The sequence below is a fragment of the uncultured Deefgea sp. genome (genome assembly GCF_947072475.1).
GTDB lineage: Bacteria > Pseudomonadota > Gammaproteobacteria > Burkholderiales > Chitinibacteraceae > Deefgea.
Genome location: NZ_CAMTIA010000067.1, coordinates 1 through 14464, shown reverse-complemented (window position 1 = coordinate 14464; position 14464 = coordinate 1). Strand labels below are relative to the sequence as shown.

The window sequence follows — 14464 nt, the reverse complement described above, 5'->3', positions numbered from 1 at the left end:
GTGGTTAAAAGGCCAAGGTGGCTTTTTGGAAGTCGATGAGGTGATTGTGGCCAATAATTGCACATTGATATCGGCTGATGAGCCACTCAACCCGATTCGGGACGCCGCGTCTGGCTTGATTTTTATTCCGCCAGAACGTTGGACGGCCAATAACGTACAAGTGGATGTGAAATCAGGCAGTGAGATTCCATTTTATGGTGAAACGGCCTTGCAGCAGTTTGAATATCGTTTTCGCGGCGGCAGTGATTCAGAGCATTATCCTTTGCTCGATATTCTGGTTTTTCCAAAATCAGCATGGACCCAACTCGAAAACACCCCACCACCGGGATTGGTACTTGGCGATGATGGCCAGCGCGTTTATTTAGCGCAATTACCCAGTAATAACCCATTTAATCCGGCCAGCAAAAATGGCAAAGAATTTATCGCTTTGCAAATGACGCCTGCTGAAGTGAAACAAGCTTTTTCGATGTATGGGATTGTGAAAAATAAAGCGATTGAAAGCGTCAGCGCGAAAGTCATGTGGCTGGATCGTCGGCTTTATCCTGGCGCCGTGCTCACAGTTGAATTGCGCGATGTGTCCAAAATGGACGTGGCATCTGAATTGATTGCGAAAAAAGTCATCACTTTAACGCAAGGCACGCCACCAACGGTGACGCTGAAATTTGCCCCAGAAGCGATTAACCCCAAGCATCGTTACAACATCAGTGCGCGTTTAGAGCAAGATGGCAAGCTGATTAAAATCAGCGATACGCAAACGCCAGTACTCACGCAGGGTGCGCCACGCGAAACCAGTATTATGCTAAAAGCAATCTAGGTATAGCTACCCAGACCATATACAGCAAAGCCTACCTTCGTATACCCATGCCGCCCTATGCTGATAGAGCGGCATTTTTATTGCCGAAGACTTCAATATTGGTTTGATGCTCAATCAGCGAGTGAGGAACAAGGAGCAAGGAGCAACACCGGTTTAGCACAACACTAAATTATCGCGATGAATCAGCTCTGCTTCGTCGATATAGCCCAAAACAGCTTCAATCTGCCCGGTGGGTTGACGTAAAATGCGCTGCGTTTCTTGCGAGCTGTAATTGATTAAACCTCGGGCAATTTCGAGCCCGTCAGGATTTAAACAACGCACCACTTCACCGCGTAAAAAATCGCCTTCAACCGCCAACACCCCAATCGGTAATAAGCTAGAACCCGACTGCGTTAAAGCCCGCACAGCACCCGCATCGAGTGTCACGCTGCCTTTGAGTTGCAAATGGTCGGCAATCCATTGTTTTTTGGCGGCCAAAGCACACGTTGCTGAGCTCAATTGCGTGCCGATCATTTCGCCACTGGCTAAACGAGTCAGCACTTGTTCTTCACGACCACAAGCAATGATGGTTGCGGCCCCGCTACGGGCGGCACGCTTGGCGGCGATGATTTTGGTATACATACCCCCCGTACCTACGCTAGAACCAGCGCCACCGGCCATAGCTTCTAAACTAGCGTCACCCGCTACACCGGTTTTCACCAAGGTGGCACTCGGGTTGCTACGTGGGTCAGCGGTATACAGCCCAGTTTGGTCTGTCAGAATCACCAAGGCATCGCCTTCGATCAGATTGGTTACCAAAGCGCCCAGCGTATCGTTATCGCCAAATTTAATCTCAGCAGTCACTACGCTGTCGTTTTCATTAATGATTGGAATCACACCCAGTTGCAATAAAGTCAGCAACGTTGAGCGGGCATTGAGATAACGCGTGCGATCAGATAAGTCTTCATGCGTCAGTAGCACTTGGGCGCACATTAAACCGTGTTGGCGAAATGCGCTTTCATAGGCGTGGCATAAACCCAATTGTCCTACCGCTGCAGCAGCTTGTTTTTCATGCACTGCGCTGGGTTTTTGCGTCCAACCCAGTCGAGCAATGCCCTCGGCAATGGCGCCAGATGAAACCAAAACCACTTGTTTACCCAGCTTGGTCAATTGAGCAATTTCTTTAGCCCAGCGTGCCAATGCCGCATGGTCTAAACCTTTGCCTTCATTGGTCACTAGGCTAGAGCCCACTTTCACCACGATTCGCTGGGCGTTCGCCAATACTGACGTTTGCATAAAAATCATCCTTGCGCAGCGCATTTACGCTCAATTACAGCTGAAATAAATAAAACCCGTGGTGGTGCAATGCCGCCAATGCGGTAGCCGGATCAAAACTGACATTGTCGTTGCCAATGCTCAATGTGCGGGTCCGTAGGAAATAGACTTTTTCATAATCTTTGTCATCAATCGGTAATTGGCTTTGATCGACATCGAGATCAACTGGCAAAACGAGGCACTTACTCGGGTTGCTCATGCTTTTAAAAATATTCACTTCCACGTTCAGCTCCTTATTGCCATTGCGCAGTTGAGCGCATTTCAGCTGGGGCTCAATTTTGGCGCAATTTGCCGGTAAAGCCTAGCTTTTTTAGACACTTTCTTGGGTTTAGTCAGCAGGATTTTAGCGACTTATCCACAGATTTTTTCTTGAAAAAAGCTTTATCTTATTGGTTTTTATTTTAAATTAGTAGTAATAAATAAGAGCTTAATTGAGCTGTGGATAAGTGTTTATTGTGTATAACTTACAAATACTTAGCCAAATGATGAATTCGGTATATACACGAAAAATGAGGGTTCAGTTTTTGGTGATGAATTTAAGCCCCTCCCTCAAATAATCGCTTACACCCAAATCATGCCCAGCAAACCCACGCTTGATTCACCTACTTATCCCCAATAAATTCACAAGAAACCGGCTAAAAAATATTTATCCACAGGGTATTTATTGCGGGGCAGCGGCCAATAAAGCGCCGACGTAGATACACCACCCGCGTATTTTTATACCGATGGCATCGTAAATAAGCAGAATGAAATTTGAGCTATGCTAATCAAGGTGACGTTAGTCAGTAATCAGGGGGAAGCCGTAATGACAAGGCAAGAACAACCGAACTTCAGTGGTGATTGATCGTGAAAACCACATTAGCGCTGCAGCAAGCGAATACACCGCCTGTAATGAATGAAATGAAGCAATTGGAGCGACATGCGCGGCATATTCATTCTGGCGATATTGCCGTAGAAAGCCATAAGCCCATCATGACTTTATTAGGCTCATGTATTTCGGTGTGTTTATTTGATCCGCAGCTCAAAATCGCGGGCATGAATCATTTTATGCTGCCCAATTTTGGCGCGCGTGCGGGACAAGATGTGGAGTCATTGCATTCCGGCATGGCGTCGATGGAGTTGTTAGTGAATGCCTTACTCAAACAAGGCGCAAAAAAAGGCCGTTTGCAAGCAAAGGCCTTTGGGGGAGGGAATTTAGTCCCCAGTGCGGGGAAAAAAACCATTGGTGAGACCAATATTGAGTTTACTCACCAATGGCTGGATGCCGAAGGAATTCCATTATTGGCCAGCGATTTGGGCGGCAATTGCGCCAGAAAAATCGTATTAAATCCGATTTCTGGCGAAGTGCTATGCCGGCAAATTCAACCGCAACAAATCCAAAAACAACAATTAATTCAAGAAGAAGAAAGCTACAAAACTAAATTAATGCATGCATTAAATCAAAGGAAAATTGATTACTGGTAATCATTGGCTCGCGGTGCTGTTGGCGTCGATTTTGACGTCAATTATCGTGGCCAATGTAATTGTACAAAAGCGCCCATTAAGTCGGTCGCGCCGGTCCAAAAAATCTGAATCCCGAGACAAAACAAAATAAATGCCGACAATCGTAGAAAAATCACCGACCCAGTTGCCCCCACCCATTTCAATAACTTATCCGCGTAGCGATAACACCAATATACCGAATACGACGTAATCGCCACAGCAATCACGCTGGCAATTGGCATGGTAAAGGTTTCAATCCCTGATGATTTAAAACTCGCCCCCAGCGTAATGGCGACGGTAATTGAGCCCGGCCCCACCGTAATTGGAAAAGTCAGCGGGAAAAAAGCCCTTTGGCGTAATTCTTCAGAGCTCGGTCGATTGCCATCCAGTGCGGAAACCGCATTGGGCGCATGGGTATCGGCCGACATTAATTGCCAACCCGCAGTGGCGACCAATAAGCCGCCACCTACCCGAACAATCGGCAAAGAAACCCCGAAAAATTCCAGTACATAAATGCCGATAAACATACTAAACACCAGCAAAATAAAGCTATATACACCCACTCGCTTGGCTAAAATAATCCGCTCGTCTTTGGTGTAACCCTCAGTTAATACCAAAAAAATCGGCGCATGGCCGGGCGGATTTAAAATTGGCATTAAAGCGGCGAAAACCAGCAATAAACTACCAAAAAAAGAAGATAAATAAGGCAACATAATGAATTAGGCTATTAGCTTAAAAGAAGCTTTATCTTAGTGCTTCACACCATGAAAGGATAGTGAGCATCTTGAGTATCAGCCGATCACTGATCTGCATCAGTTTCTTGCCTGTATCTGCTCAGCCCATAATGTCGCCTCGTGCTGGGCGGCTTTGACGGCATGCGGCGATATATCCAGCACCTGACACAAGTGGCTAAGCACATTAAATTGCTGCGCTTCGGCTGCCGACGCCAATTGTAAATACACAAAATAAGGCCCAGATCGCGCCAATAAAGCCTCACTCACCCAACGCGGCACATGCAGCGCTTTGAGCAGTTCGGCGAGGGTTTGCTGCAAAACGCCCTCCATTTGTGAAAGCACCCCAGTCAAAAAAACTTGCTGACGCTGATGACGATCTAAATGCGTTTGCGCCAAATTATGCATGAATCGACCACGGCGCAAAGCACCTTGCCGCAGCGCTAAATCACAATCGGCAGCGTCGCTTTGGCTATTGCGCATAAACAACAACCACCGATGCAAAGCCCCCCGACCAATCAGCAGCAAGGCTTGTTCTGCGCTGCCAATCTCATCGGCGACGTGGGATTTGGCCATGCGCAGTAATTTATACAACAACACCGGATCGGCAATTAATGCCTCGACCAAGATTGCGGTGTCCGCTTCTTGTTCAATTAAATCGAGCAGGCACTGAACTTGACCGCGCAAAGCAGCAATGGGATTGACTCCCCAAGCATCCCGCGCACTAATAAAAGGCCCTTGAAAAAACATCACTCGCTCAGCGTATAAGGTCGATTCCCAAACGCAGTCGAAGGCTTCATAAGAATCAATATGGCAAGCCAATAATGGCCAGTGCGTTTGCGCCATGGCTTTGGCGGCAATATCTGGCAAAAAAACCCACGCTTCATTCAAATCAAGCACCAGCAAATCAATCTGCGTGATTAGCGTCTCCATATTCGGATTCAGGCATTCGTGCGCCAAAATCCCAAACATCAAACCAGTTTTGCGCAGCGCGACAATCTGTTGATAAATCGCCTCTGTCACCGGCTCATCGCCAAAACGCAGCACCAATACACAATACTGCCCATGCAAATTGGTAAATTGCGCATCCGAAATATGCGATGCCTCAAAATGCACCAAGGCAAAACGGTGGCCCAATAATTGCAGCAAAGGCAAATTAAGCAATTGGCTCAGCAAAGCTTGATCGTATAAACGCCGCATCGCGTGACCGGTATGCACGCGCTCGGTGATGTTTTTTTTCAGCATAAATTCATGCCCGACCACCCGCTCCTGTCGATTGACGATACTTTCACGACAGATAATGGTTTTTTCTTCCGGCTGCTGCGTCGGCATTTCTGCGTCGCTCAGCCGAGGCGATAAAGCATTCAGACGTTCAAACGCCGCCAAATCCGATTCGACTTTGGCGCTTTGAAACAGATGATGAAAAAAGAGTGGCAGCATGGCAACCTCAAGGTGGCCATTGAGTATAGAAATTGAAATCGCAATGCACCATAGAATAAAGCCAGCGCATCGCAATTTTACTCAATCCCACTAATCATGGGATGAATAGTGGGTATATCTCGCTATAAAATAAAGCTAAAAGCCTACAGGCTTATACTGCCGCAGATTGGAGTGTAGTGACTTCAACCAGCACATTGTGATTGGCGTCCGACATCCACAATTGGCCATCTTGAATGGTGCACTGCAACTGCATGGTGCGCGCCGTCATTTGGGTTAACTCGGCCAAAGTGTCGCTTGGAATACTCAGTACATTTAAATGCTCAAAACGCGTCAGCGCATTTTTAATCCCATCCCACCAAATATCCACCACTCGGCCGCCATAGGCATAAATCCACACTGCATTGGCGCGGCCACAGCCTTTTTTGATGCGCTTTTCATCCGGCAAGCCCAACTCAATCCAAGTTTCAATCGCGCCGGTTAAGTCTTTTTGCCACACATCGGGCTCGTCATCGGCAGATAAACCGCGAGTTAATTCCAGAGATTCACTGGCATGGCGCGCAAAAGCCACCAAACGCAACATCATGCGCTCGTCAGTTTCCGAAGGATGGCGTGCAATTGTGAGGGCATGGCTTTGATAATAACCACGATCCATATCGGTAATATTCAGCTCGGCCTTGAATACCGTTGATTTAATTGCCATTGATTGTCGTCCTTATGAAGGCCGACAGTGTAACGGAATCTGCCCAAATCGGCGTGAGCAACAAAATCCATCCCCATTCAAAGCGCAGCACTCGGCAAGATTTTGTCTCTTTATGCGCATAAAATCGGCGATTCATCTTATTTCAATAATTGGCAGCTACCTTAGCGTTTATTTCCAGCATCGGAACGCCTATGTATGCCAGCCGCGATCGCCTTATCTTATTGGACGCCGATGGCACCATTATCGATGCTTTTAGCGCCATAGAGACCGCATTTAGCTTGCATGGCATGCAGATTGGCGATTTGGAACGCTTTCAAAAAAGGCGCAATCTATTCAAATATCTAGGTGGACTCAAAGAATTTCCGCGCAATCTAGCCAAAAGCCTCGGCAATTCCAATCGTAAAGAACTCATCGCCACCCTGACCGACATTTATCGCGAACAAGCCATGCTCTATCCCAGCATCGCGCCTTTACTGCAGCAATTGCTCGCCACGCCGGGCATTAAAGTCGGTCTGGTGACGCGCAACGTCACGCACGAACCCGCCATTACTCTGGCCCGCCTGTTTGCTCGGCATGATTTAGATATTCAGCAATTGGATTTTTTTAGCTGCATTGCGCTAAAAACGCCGAAAAACGTCTATTTCAGCACCGCGCTGAGCCAACTGGGTATCAACCCCGCTCGCGCCTTTGCTTGTGGTGACGAGCATAAAGATTATCTGGCCATGCAAGCGGCCGGCGTGAATCCCTTTATGGTGTCCTACGGCTTTGAAGATCTACAGCGGCTGACGCTTAAATACGCGGTGCCCGAAGTGATTATTTCACGCACCCCAGAAGAGCTCGGCGCAAGAATCCGGCATGCATTTGATTTACCGAGCAGTTTACCAAGCCGCTGAATCAATACCAGATCATTTGCAGCGGATAAGTGCGAACGCCACAGATAGCTTGAATGCTATTGATGCTATTTATATACAAATCAAATACTTAGATCGTTAGCATTCAAACTCAGCTTGGCAGCCCTACTTATTTAGATTACGTGCTGATGGTGGTTTAAGCATCGCGGCATTACCCTTCCCTTGCTGGGAGTGTTTTTATGCTCAACACCTCAGTCTTCTTCCCCACGTGAGGATCTACAGTCACGCGACTCCAGTGCGGGCCTGCACCGATCAACATCAAATCGGCAGCAAGCCAAAATTAATCGGCGCTACGGTGTAAATGCGGGGCATTTTTTAGACTGTGAACGGCACTGCGCAGTAGGCGCTCGCAATCGCTAGCGGCGGCGTTGGGGCGTTCGGGGTAAAAGTCTTGCAGCAAATCATATAAACCATCAAACACCGTATGCAGATACAAATTACTCAAGCGTAAATCGAGCGTCGCGGGTAAGACTTGCTGTGCGACAGCACGGCGTAATAGTCGCAGACTGTAATGCATCGAGCGTTTGGTGATGAGATCGCGGTGCCGAATCAGCGGCATGTTGTCAGCACTGCGCTCGCAGCGGTAATACAAAATGCTAATCACCGTTTGAATCGAGCCCGATTGATTAAATAAATTCAGATAATACATGCCGGTTTGCACCAAGGCTTCCAGAGCGTCGCTGCTACTGGGCGTGAACTGCATTGCCGCGTGCGCCAGCATGCGCTCGCTCATGGCTTTGCAAACGTCGATTTTATTGGGGTAATGCCCATAGACTGCACCGCGAGATACTTGGGCGGCATTGGCAATGTCGGCCATGGTGGTGTGGGCAATGCCTTGTTTAAAAAACACTTGTTCGGCGGCGTCTAAAATCGCATCACGGGTTTTTTGCGCGTCTGCTTTGGTTTTTCTGGCCATGCTTACCCTTGTTCAAGCTACCTTAATCAGTCGGTAATTATTGCATGAATTTAATTAATCGTGCGTGATTGATTAAATGCTACGATGGCGACTTTATTGACTTTGCACCCTGTGTGCATTGAGATTGTATGTCGTCACAAGCAAGGGCTGATTTAAATCAACTGCCGGTAAAAACGCAATTTTGGCGCTATGTGCTGCCCTCGGTCGCCGGGATGTTGGTGGTCAGTTTAGATGTATTAATCGACGGGATTTTTGTTGGCCGTTATGTGGGCGCGCATGCGCTGGCGGCGATTAATTTGGTGTATCCCATCGTAATGCTGCAGATTGGCTTGGGAACGATGGTCAGCATGGGGGCGGCAACGCGGATTTCGATTTTGCAAGGCGCAGGGCAAACCGCTGCAGCACGGCAAACCTTGGTCAATACGCTAATTATCATTGCTCTGCTGGGTATTGCTCTACCCGCTATTGGTATCAGCCAGTTGGAGCGGATACTGGTGCTACTGAATGCCGATAATGCGGCGAGTGTTTTGCATGAAGCACGCTCGTATTTGCGCTTTATGCTGTGGGGCGCGGTGGTGAATATTGGCCAGATTGCGGCGATTTTTTTGATTCGCAATGATGGTCAGCCTAAGTTGGCCACAGTGCTGGTGATTTTTAGTGCTCTGAGCAATATCGCTTTAAATTATCTATTTTTGGTGCATTTTCAGTTGGGTTTAGCGGGCGCGGCGATGGCCACGCTGCTGATCGAGGGCTTTATTACGCTGGCGGGCTTGGTGTATTTCTTTAGCCCGATAGCGCATTTACGCTTGGTGCTGGCCGATTTTCGCGCCGATTGGGCGAGTATGCCGGCGATGCTGAAACTGGGCTTTTCGAGCTTATTAATGGAAGGTAATTTGGCGCTATTGATGTTTGCGCATAATTATCAGCTGTTGGAATATGGTAAGGGCAATGATGTCGCGGCGTATGCGATTGCCGGCTATACCGAGGCGGTGTTTATTTTAATGCTTCACGGCTTGGCGATGGGGATGCAGCCTTTATTAAGCCACGCGACGGGCGCTAAAGACGACGAACGCTTGGCGCATATTTTAAGCTATGGTTTGCGGGTGAGTTTGGCCATTAGTGTGGTGCTGCTGATCACCGTGCAGCTGTTTCCGGCGGCGATTGCATCGCTGTATATTGGCAACGATCCCGCCTTGGTCGCTCTGGCAACTCAAGCTTTACAGCTCCATCTATTTGCCTTGCCATTTGATGGCATCTTGATTGTGGGCGTGATTGCTTTGCAAGCGATGGCGCTAACGCGCTTAGCGATGGTGGGCACCTTGGGTAAAACGCTGCTGTTGATCCCGGCGCTATGGTTAATGCCGCAATGGTGGGGCGTCACCGGTATTTACACCGCTTTGCCGCTAGTGAATATGTTGCTGGGTAGCATTATTGGCTTGGTGCTGTGGCAGCAGTTACGTCGGCTGAGAAAAGCCGCGCTTGAATGATAAAAACCCGCCAACTGGAAACACTATTCACTTAACGACAAACCCTGAAAACTTGACGCAGAGGCGCAGAGGCGCGGAGGAAACTCAAGGTTTTTCGATTGATTTTCTCGGTACCTTTGCGTCAAAAGCGACACCAGCAATGAAATCGAGGAAAAAAATGCCGCTCACTTGGCTTAAGTGAACGGCATTACCGCCAACTGGAAACACTGTTCACTTAACGACAAACCCTGAAAACCTGACGCAAGGGTGCAGAGGCGCGGAGGAAATTCAGGGTTTTACGATTGATTTTCTCTGCGCCTTTGCGTCTCTGCGTCAAAAAATTTTTCTGCAGTGAACGGTGGCGATTTTTTTACGCTGAAATCAACGTCAATCAAGCCAAAGCGCGGCGCTGGGCGACGGCGGCGGCTAGATCACTGAGTACGGTTTCGGTGGTATCCCAGCCGATACAGGCATCGGTAATCGATTGACCGTAAGTGAGTTCTTTACCCGCGCCATCGTCTTGACGACCTTCAACCAAATGGCTTTCGACCATCACACCAAAAATCGCCGCATTGCCAGCGGCCACTTGGGCGCAAGTGTCGGCGCAGACCACGCTTTGGCGGCGGTAGTCTTTGCTGCTATTGCCGTGGCTAAAGTCGATCATGATTTTAGCCGCTAAACCCGCTTTGCTGAGCTCTTCAGCGGCAGCGCGCACATGGCTTTCTTCGTAATTGGGTGCTTTACCACCGCGCAAAATCACGTGGCAATCAGGATTGCCGCCGGTGCCAACAATCGCTGAATGACCGTATTTGGTAACCGACAAGAAATGATGCGGTTGACCGGCCGATTTGATCGCGTCAAAAGCAATTTTTAGATTGCCGTCGGTGCCGTTTTTAAAGCCAACTGGGCAAGACAAACCTGATGCCAGCTCGCGATGCACTTGTGATTCAGTGGTACGCGCGCCAATCGCGCCCCAGCTCATTAAATCAGCCACGTATTGCGGCGTAATCATGTCGAGAAACTCACCGGCAGTCGGTAGACCGAGGTTGTTTAAATCGACCAATAATTTGCGCGCGATGCGTAAGCCTTCGTTGATATTAAAGCTGCCATTAAGGAATGGATCGTTAATCAACCCTTTCCAGCCGACGGTGGTGCGCGGCTTTTCAAAGTAAACACGCATCACGATTTCAAGATGGTCTTTATATTGTTCGCGCAGTTTGACTAAGCGCTGACCATATTCAATCGCCGATTGGGTGTCGTGAATCGAGCAAGGGCCCACAATCACCAATAGGCGATCATCTTTGTCTGTGAGCATGTGATGAATCGCTTGGCGCGTTTCAAACACCGCAGTTGAAGCCAGCTCGTTGACTGGATATTTTTCAATCACAGCTACTGGCGGTAGTAATTCTTTAATTTCGCGGATACGGACGTCGTCGGTTTGGTATTGCATGTGATCTTTCCCTGCCAGCGGCTGCCATGACGGCATTTATTCTTAGAAAAGACCTAGATTAAAGACTAATGCTAGTCAGTTCAAGGAAATATCCATTAAAGCATGCAAAGGTGTTGCTTCATCAAATGTGTCGGGTGTGCAAAGCTGCTGGGTTTGCGCACGCGCAGACCATAGTCAAATCATCGCCTTCGAATAGCCCCAAATCATCGCCACCGCGTGCGCCAAGGCGCACCCAACCAAACCATAGGCATTCTCAATGGGGCAATGTGAGTCAGTCGTGAGTGGCAAGCGGCAGAGCGCGGGCTTATTTTAAGCAGCTGGCGCAGACGCCTTTAACGGTGATTTCAACCGCGTCGATTAAAAATTGCGCAGGAACGGTGAGGGATAAATCGGTGCTGACATGCTCAAGGCAGTAAAAACGCCCGCAGCGGGTGCATTGAAAATGCGCGTGTTGATGCGGTTTGGAGGCGACCGAAAAACGCCAAACGCGATCGTCTCCAGCGAGTTTATGCGCCAAAGCCATGTCGGTTAGCCAATCGAGTACGCGATACACCGTCACCCGATCGGCGTCGGGATCGAGCGTGGCGAGTACATCTTGGTGCGACAGCGGGCGCTGGGCGGTGAGTAGAACGGCCAAAATATTAACCCGCGCTGCGGTGACGCGCGCGCGGGTTTGTTTGATCAGTTCGCTCGCTTGCGCTTGCGCTGTCTCGTTCATTTTAATCTGCGTATTGCTTTTTCTGACGTTCGCGGCGTTCTTGCGCTTCAACGGTTAAAGACGCGGTTGGCCGAGCCAAGAGGCGCAATAGGCCAATCGGTTCGCCAGTGTCTTCACAGAAACCGTAGTTGTTGGCGTCAATATTGCGCAGCGTAGAGTCGATTTTCATGAGCAATTTGCGCTCACGATCACGGGTACGCAATTCAAGAGCGTATTCTTCTTCGAGTGTTGCGCGATCTGCCGGATCAGGCGTGGCTTCTTGTTCTTGCAAATGATTGGTGGTTTGTGTCGCGTTGGCGACCAATTCTTCCTTCATTTGCACCAAACGCTCGCGGAAAAACTCGAGTTGGTCCGCATTCATATAATCATCTTCTGAACCTTTCCAGTTGATGATGTCTTGTTCTGTGAGCTTGGCCATGTTTCTTTCTCGCTTATCTGTAAACCATTACTGATGGTAATCGCTGCTGATCAGCGCTTACATATGATGAAACAGTAAATGGGGAAGCAGCTTAATCAACAACGCTTTGTTATGCAATACACCATTTATCACACTTTTGTTCATCTTTTGTCTTATTGCGCTAAAACCCAGCGAATGATAGTGCGTAAATCTTTGTCGTCGATTTGCTGGGCAGGCATCGGAATCGGCCCCCATTTGCCGCCTGGCAAGCCTTTGCGGACTTCGGCCATTAACATTGCTTCGGCGCCTTTTTGGCCTTTGTACTTGGCAGCGACGTCTTTATACGACGGGCCAACAATTTTTTTGTCGATAGAATGACACGCTAAACAGTTGTATTTTGCCGCCACTTTTGCACCATCGTCAGCCGCAAGCGCGGGCGTAGCCAGTAAGGCAGAAATTAATATCAGTCGCAACATCATCGAATCCCTTAAAGAAATAAGTGTTTCCTTTATTCTACTCTGCTTCCTCTAAACCTAGGGGTCTGCGTAAGCGACGTGTTGGCTGTGCTACACTCGCGCGGTTAAAGCTTGGGTTTAGATTAGGAATAGAAAATGGATCGGCGGGAGCGTTTTATGGCAATGGCCATTGGTTTTTCAATCATTGCGCATGCCTTTCCAATTTTTGGCATCCAATTTGTGGTGCCCGATCCACGGCAGTTTTTATCGCAACAGCCCTTGGATATTGTGCTGGTGAATCAAAAAACCAAAACTCGGCCAACGAAAACCGACGTTGAAGCGCAAGCCGACCTCGATGGTGGTGGCAATACCGATGCCGCCAATCATCGGGTGAAATCACCGTTGCCTGCCGATAGCCGTGTGCCATCGCCAGAGTTAGAGCAAATTGAAGCGCAGCAAAAGCAGCTGGAAGCGCGCGCTGAGCAGCTCTTAACCCAGCTAAAAAATAATCCTAGTTTGAGCAATGCCGGTAAAAATAGTCCCGATCAGCAGCAAGGTCAGGGGCAAGCGGCAGAAACTCGTAAGCAACAAGATCTAAAAATGGCCGGTTTAGCCGCGCAAATTGATAAGCAAAATCACGATTATCAAAGCAAACCGCGTAAAGCTTTTGTTGGCGCGCGCGCCAGACAAACCAGTGTGGCCATGTATATGGACGATTGGCGACAAAGAATCGAGAAAGTCGGCACGCTGGCCTATCCGGTCGACAGCCATGGTAATAAAATCTATGGGCAGCTGCGCGTCACGGTAGAAATTGCCGCCGATGGTCGTTTGCTGCATACCGAGATTGATAAATCATCGGGCAATTCGCAATTAGACGCTGCGGCACTGCGGATTTTAAAAATGTCATCGCCGTTTAAAAAACTGCCGCCCGATATGCTCGATGCCGCAGGTAAACCCGCTCAAATTCTCGTGATTACCCGCACGTGGACTTTTGAGCGCCAAGCGACGTCGATTAACTGATGCGCATTCTCGGCATCGACCCTGGCTCGCGCACCACTGGTTTTGGCGTAATTGATGTGGTGGGACAAAATCGCATTTATGTGGCATCGGGGTGTATCAAAACCCAAGGCGGGCCGCTGCCTGAGCGCATTAAAATTATCCTCGACGGCATCGCCGAAATTATCCGCACCTATCAGCCCGATGAATCGGCGGTGGAGCAAGTGTTCGTCAACGTTAACCCTGCTGCCACCTTGATGCTTGGCCAAGCGCGCGGCGCAGCGGTGGCCGCCTTGGTGTTGGCTAACTTGCCGGTGGCCGACTACACCGCGCTGCAAGTCAAACAAGCGGTGGTGGGCAATGGCCACGCCGATAAAGAACAAGTGGGCCTGATGGTGCAGCGGCATTTGCGGCTATCGGGCGTACCACAAGCCGACGCCGCCGACGCGCTCGGCGTCGCCCTCACCCACGCCCAGCACAGCGGCGGGATTGCCAAAAAACTAATGGAACATCAACTCTCAATGAAACGCGGCCGCATGGCGTAAAGTATGGCATGTTCAGATTTGGTGTTGATGCGTTAAATCACAACCGCTTGAGTTGCGCGACTGCAGCGCCTTCCCCCTGGATGGGGGAAGGGTGGGAAGGGGGTGTTGAGCGGTGCGCCGGCGTGTCAC

At 49.2% G+C, this 14464-nt stretch carries 16 protein-coding genes; 6 read left to right on the top strand and 10 right to left on the bottom strand.

Annotated features, from left to right (window positions below):
- On the top strand, positions 1–814 hold an 814-nt coding region (locus Q0V82_RS14920), incomplete at its 5' end, for a YbaY family lipoprotein (protein WP_297576968.1).
- 153 nt (positions 815–967) lie between these two features.
- On the opposite strand, the gene proB is transcribed toward Q0V82_RS14920, so the two are convergent.
- Together proB and Q0V82_RS14910 are read right to left on the bottom strand one after the other, a co-directional pair.
- Positions 968–2089, bottom strand: a complete 1122-nt coding sequence (gene proB, locus Q0V82_RS14915; protein ID WP_297576966.1) for a glutamate 5-kinase — start codon at positions 2087–2089, stop codon at positions 968–970.
- A gap of 34 nt (positions 2090–2123) precedes the next feature.
- Positions 2124–2351 (bottom strand): hypothetical protein, encoded by a 228-nt coding sequence (locus Q0V82_RS14910; RefSeq protein WP_297576964.1) that lies wholly within the window; start codon positions 2349–2351, stop codon positions 2124–2126.
- A gap of 623 nt (positions 2352–2974) precedes the next feature.
- Here Q0V82_RS14910 and Q0V82_RS14905 point away from each other — a divergent pair.
- Complete coding sequence (locus Q0V82_RS14905) at positions 2975–3592, top strand: chemotaxis protein CheD (protein WP_297576962.1); 618 nt, start codon at positions 2975–2977, stop codon at positions 3590–3592.
- Positions 3593–3633: 41 nt separating this feature from the next.
- Here the strand turns inward: Q0V82_RS14905 and Q0V82_RS14900 are convergent, their stop codons facing one another.
- From Q0V82_RS14900 to Q0V82_RS14890, 3 genes are all read right to left on the bottom strand, one after another.
- A complete protein-coding gene (locus Q0V82_RS14900) occupies positions 3634–4323 on the bottom strand; it encodes a MarC family protein (RefSeq protein WP_297576960.1) in 690 nt (229 codons plus the stop codon).
- Positions 4324–4422: 99 nt separating this feature from the next.
- Positions 4423–5781, bottom strand: a complete 1359-nt coding sequence (locus Q0V82_RS14895; RefSeq protein ID WP_297576958.1) for an EAL and HDOD domain-containing protein — start codon at positions 5779–5781, stop codon at positions 4423–4425.
- Between the two features lie 151 nt (positions 5782–5932).
- Complete coding sequence (locus Q0V82_RS14890; RefSeq protein ID WP_297576956.1) at positions 5933–6481, bottom strand: YaeQ family protein; 549 nt, start codon at positions 6479–6481, stop codon at positions 5933–5935.
- A 191-nt stretch (positions 6482–6672) separates the two neighbouring features.
- Here Q0V82_RS14890 and Q0V82_RS14885 point away from each other — a divergent pair, with 191 nt between their 5' ends.
- Entirely contained in the window at positions 6673–7374 is a 702-nt protein-coding gene (locus Q0V82_RS14885) for an HAD family hydrolase (RefSeq protein WP_297576953.1), read from the top strand.
- A 298-nt stretch (positions 7375–7672) separates the two neighbouring features.
- On the opposite strand, the gene Q0V82_RS14880 is transcribed toward Q0V82_RS14885, so the two are convergent.
- Positions 7673–8308 (bottom strand): TetR family transcriptional regulator, encoded by a 636-nt coding sequence (locus Q0V82_RS14880; protein WP_297576951.1) that lies wholly within the window; start codon positions 8306–8308, stop codon positions 7673–7675.
- A 128-nt stretch (positions 8309–8436) separates the two neighbouring features.
- Here Q0V82_RS14880 and Q0V82_RS14875 point away from each other — a divergent pair, with 128 nt between their 5' ends.
- Positions 8437–9795: an MATE family efflux transporter gene (locus Q0V82_RS14875; RefSeq protein ID WP_297576949.1), complete on the top strand. Its 1359-nt coding sequence runs from the start codon at positions 8437–8439 to the stop codon at positions 9793–9795.
- 370 nt (positions 9796–10165) lie between these two features.
- Here Q0V82_RS14875 and aroG read toward each other — a convergent pair whose 3' ends face one another.
- The 4 genes from aroG to Q0V82_RS14855 form a co-directional block, all read right to left on the bottom strand.
- A complete protein-coding gene (gene aroG, locus Q0V82_RS14870) occupies positions 10166–11224 on the bottom strand; it encodes a 3-deoxy-7-phosphoheptulonate synthase AroG (protein WP_297576948.1) in 1059 nt (352 codons plus the stop codon).
- A gap of 304 nt (positions 11225–11528) precedes the next feature.
- Complete coding sequence (locus Q0V82_RS14865) at positions 11529–11942, bottom strand: Fur family transcriptional regulator (protein WP_297576946.1); 414 nt, start codon at positions 11940–11942, stop codon at positions 11529–11531.
- A 1-nt stretch (position 11943) separates the two neighbouring features.
- The gene (gene dksA / locus Q0V82_RS14860; RefSeq protein ID WP_297576945.1) at positions 11944–12360 is read right to left on the bottom strand and encodes an RNA polymerase-binding protein DksA; all 417 of its coding nucleotides are present in this window, start codon (positions 12358–12360) and stop codon (positions 11944–11946) included.
- 152 nt (positions 12361–12512) lie between these two features.
- Positions 12513–12818 carry a c-type cytochrome gene (locus Q0V82_RS14855; protein WP_297576944.1) on the bottom strand — a complete coding sequence of 102 codons (306 nt, stop codon included), beginning with the start codon at positions 12816–12818 and terminating at the stop codon, positions 12513–12515.
- Positions 12819–12971: 153 nt separating this feature from the next.
- On the opposite strand from Q0V82_RS14855, the gene Q0V82_RS14850 reads away from it, so the two are divergent.
- Both Q0V82_RS14850 and ruvC read left to right on the top strand, forming a co-directional pair.
- Entirely contained in the window at positions 12972–13814 is an 843-nt protein-coding gene (locus tag Q0V82_RS14850) for an energy transducer TonB (RefSeq protein ID WP_297576943.1), read from the top strand.
- A complete protein-coding gene (gene ruvC, locus Q0V82_RS14845) occupies positions 13814–14335 on the top strand; it encodes a crossover junction endodeoxyribonuclease RuvC (RefSeq protein WP_226764253.1) in 522 nt (173 codons plus the stop codon). Before Q0V82_RS14850 ends, ruvC begins: the two co-directional genes overlap by 1 nt.
- Positions 14336–14464: the final 129 nt, after the last annotated feature.

Coding starts and splice junctions, on each gene's coding strand:
- Q0V82_RS14895 (WP_297576958.1), bottom strand. CDS start 5,781: ATGCTGCCACTCTTTTTTCATCATCTGTTTCAAAGCGCCAAAGTCGAA.
- Q0V82_RS14880 (WP_297576951.1), bottom strand. CDS start 8,308: ATGGCCAGAAAAACCAAAGCAGACGCGCAAAAAACCCGTGATGCGATT.
- Q0V82_RS14885 (WP_297576953.1), top strand. CDS start 6,673: ATGTATGCCAGCCGCGATCGCCTTATCTTATTGGACGCCGATGGCACC.
- Q0V82_RS14890 (WP_297576956.1), bottom strand. CDS start 6,481: ATGGCAATTAAATCAACGGTATTCAAGGCCGAGCTGAATATTACCGAT.
- ruvC (WP_226764253.1), top strand. CDS start 13,814: ATGCGCATTCTCGGCATCGACCCTGGCTCGCGCACCACTGGTTTTGGC.
- Q0V82_RS14855 (WP_297576944.1), bottom strand. CDS start 12,818: ATGATGTTGCGACTGATATTAATTTCTGCCTTACTGGCTACGCCCGCG.
- Q0V82_RS14875 (WP_297576949.1), top strand. CDS start 8,437: ATGTCGTCACAAGCAAGGGCTGATTTAAATCAACTGCCGGTAAAAACG.
- aroG (WP_297576948.1), bottom strand. CDS start 11,224: ATGCAATACCAAACCGACGACGTCCGTATCCGCGAAATTAAAGAATTA.
- dksA (WP_297576945.1), bottom strand. CDS start 12,360: ATGGCCAAGCTCACAGAACAAGACATCATCAACTGGAAAGGTTCAGAA.
- proB (WP_297576966.1), bottom strand. CDS start 2,089: ATGCAAACGTCAGTATTGGCGAACGCCCAGCGAATCGTGGTGAAAGTG.
- Q0V82_RS14900 (WP_297576960.1), bottom strand. CDS start 4,323: ATGTTGCCTTATTTATCTTCTTTTTTTGGTAGTTTATTGCTGGTTTTC.
- Q0V82_RS14865 (WP_297576946.1), bottom strand. CDS start 11,942: ATGAACGAGACAGCGCAAGCGCAAGCGAGCGAACTGATCAAACAAACC.
- Q0V82_RS14850 (WP_297576943.1), top strand. CDS start 12,972: ATGGCAATGGCCATTGGTTTTTCAATCATTGCGCATGCCTTTCCAATT.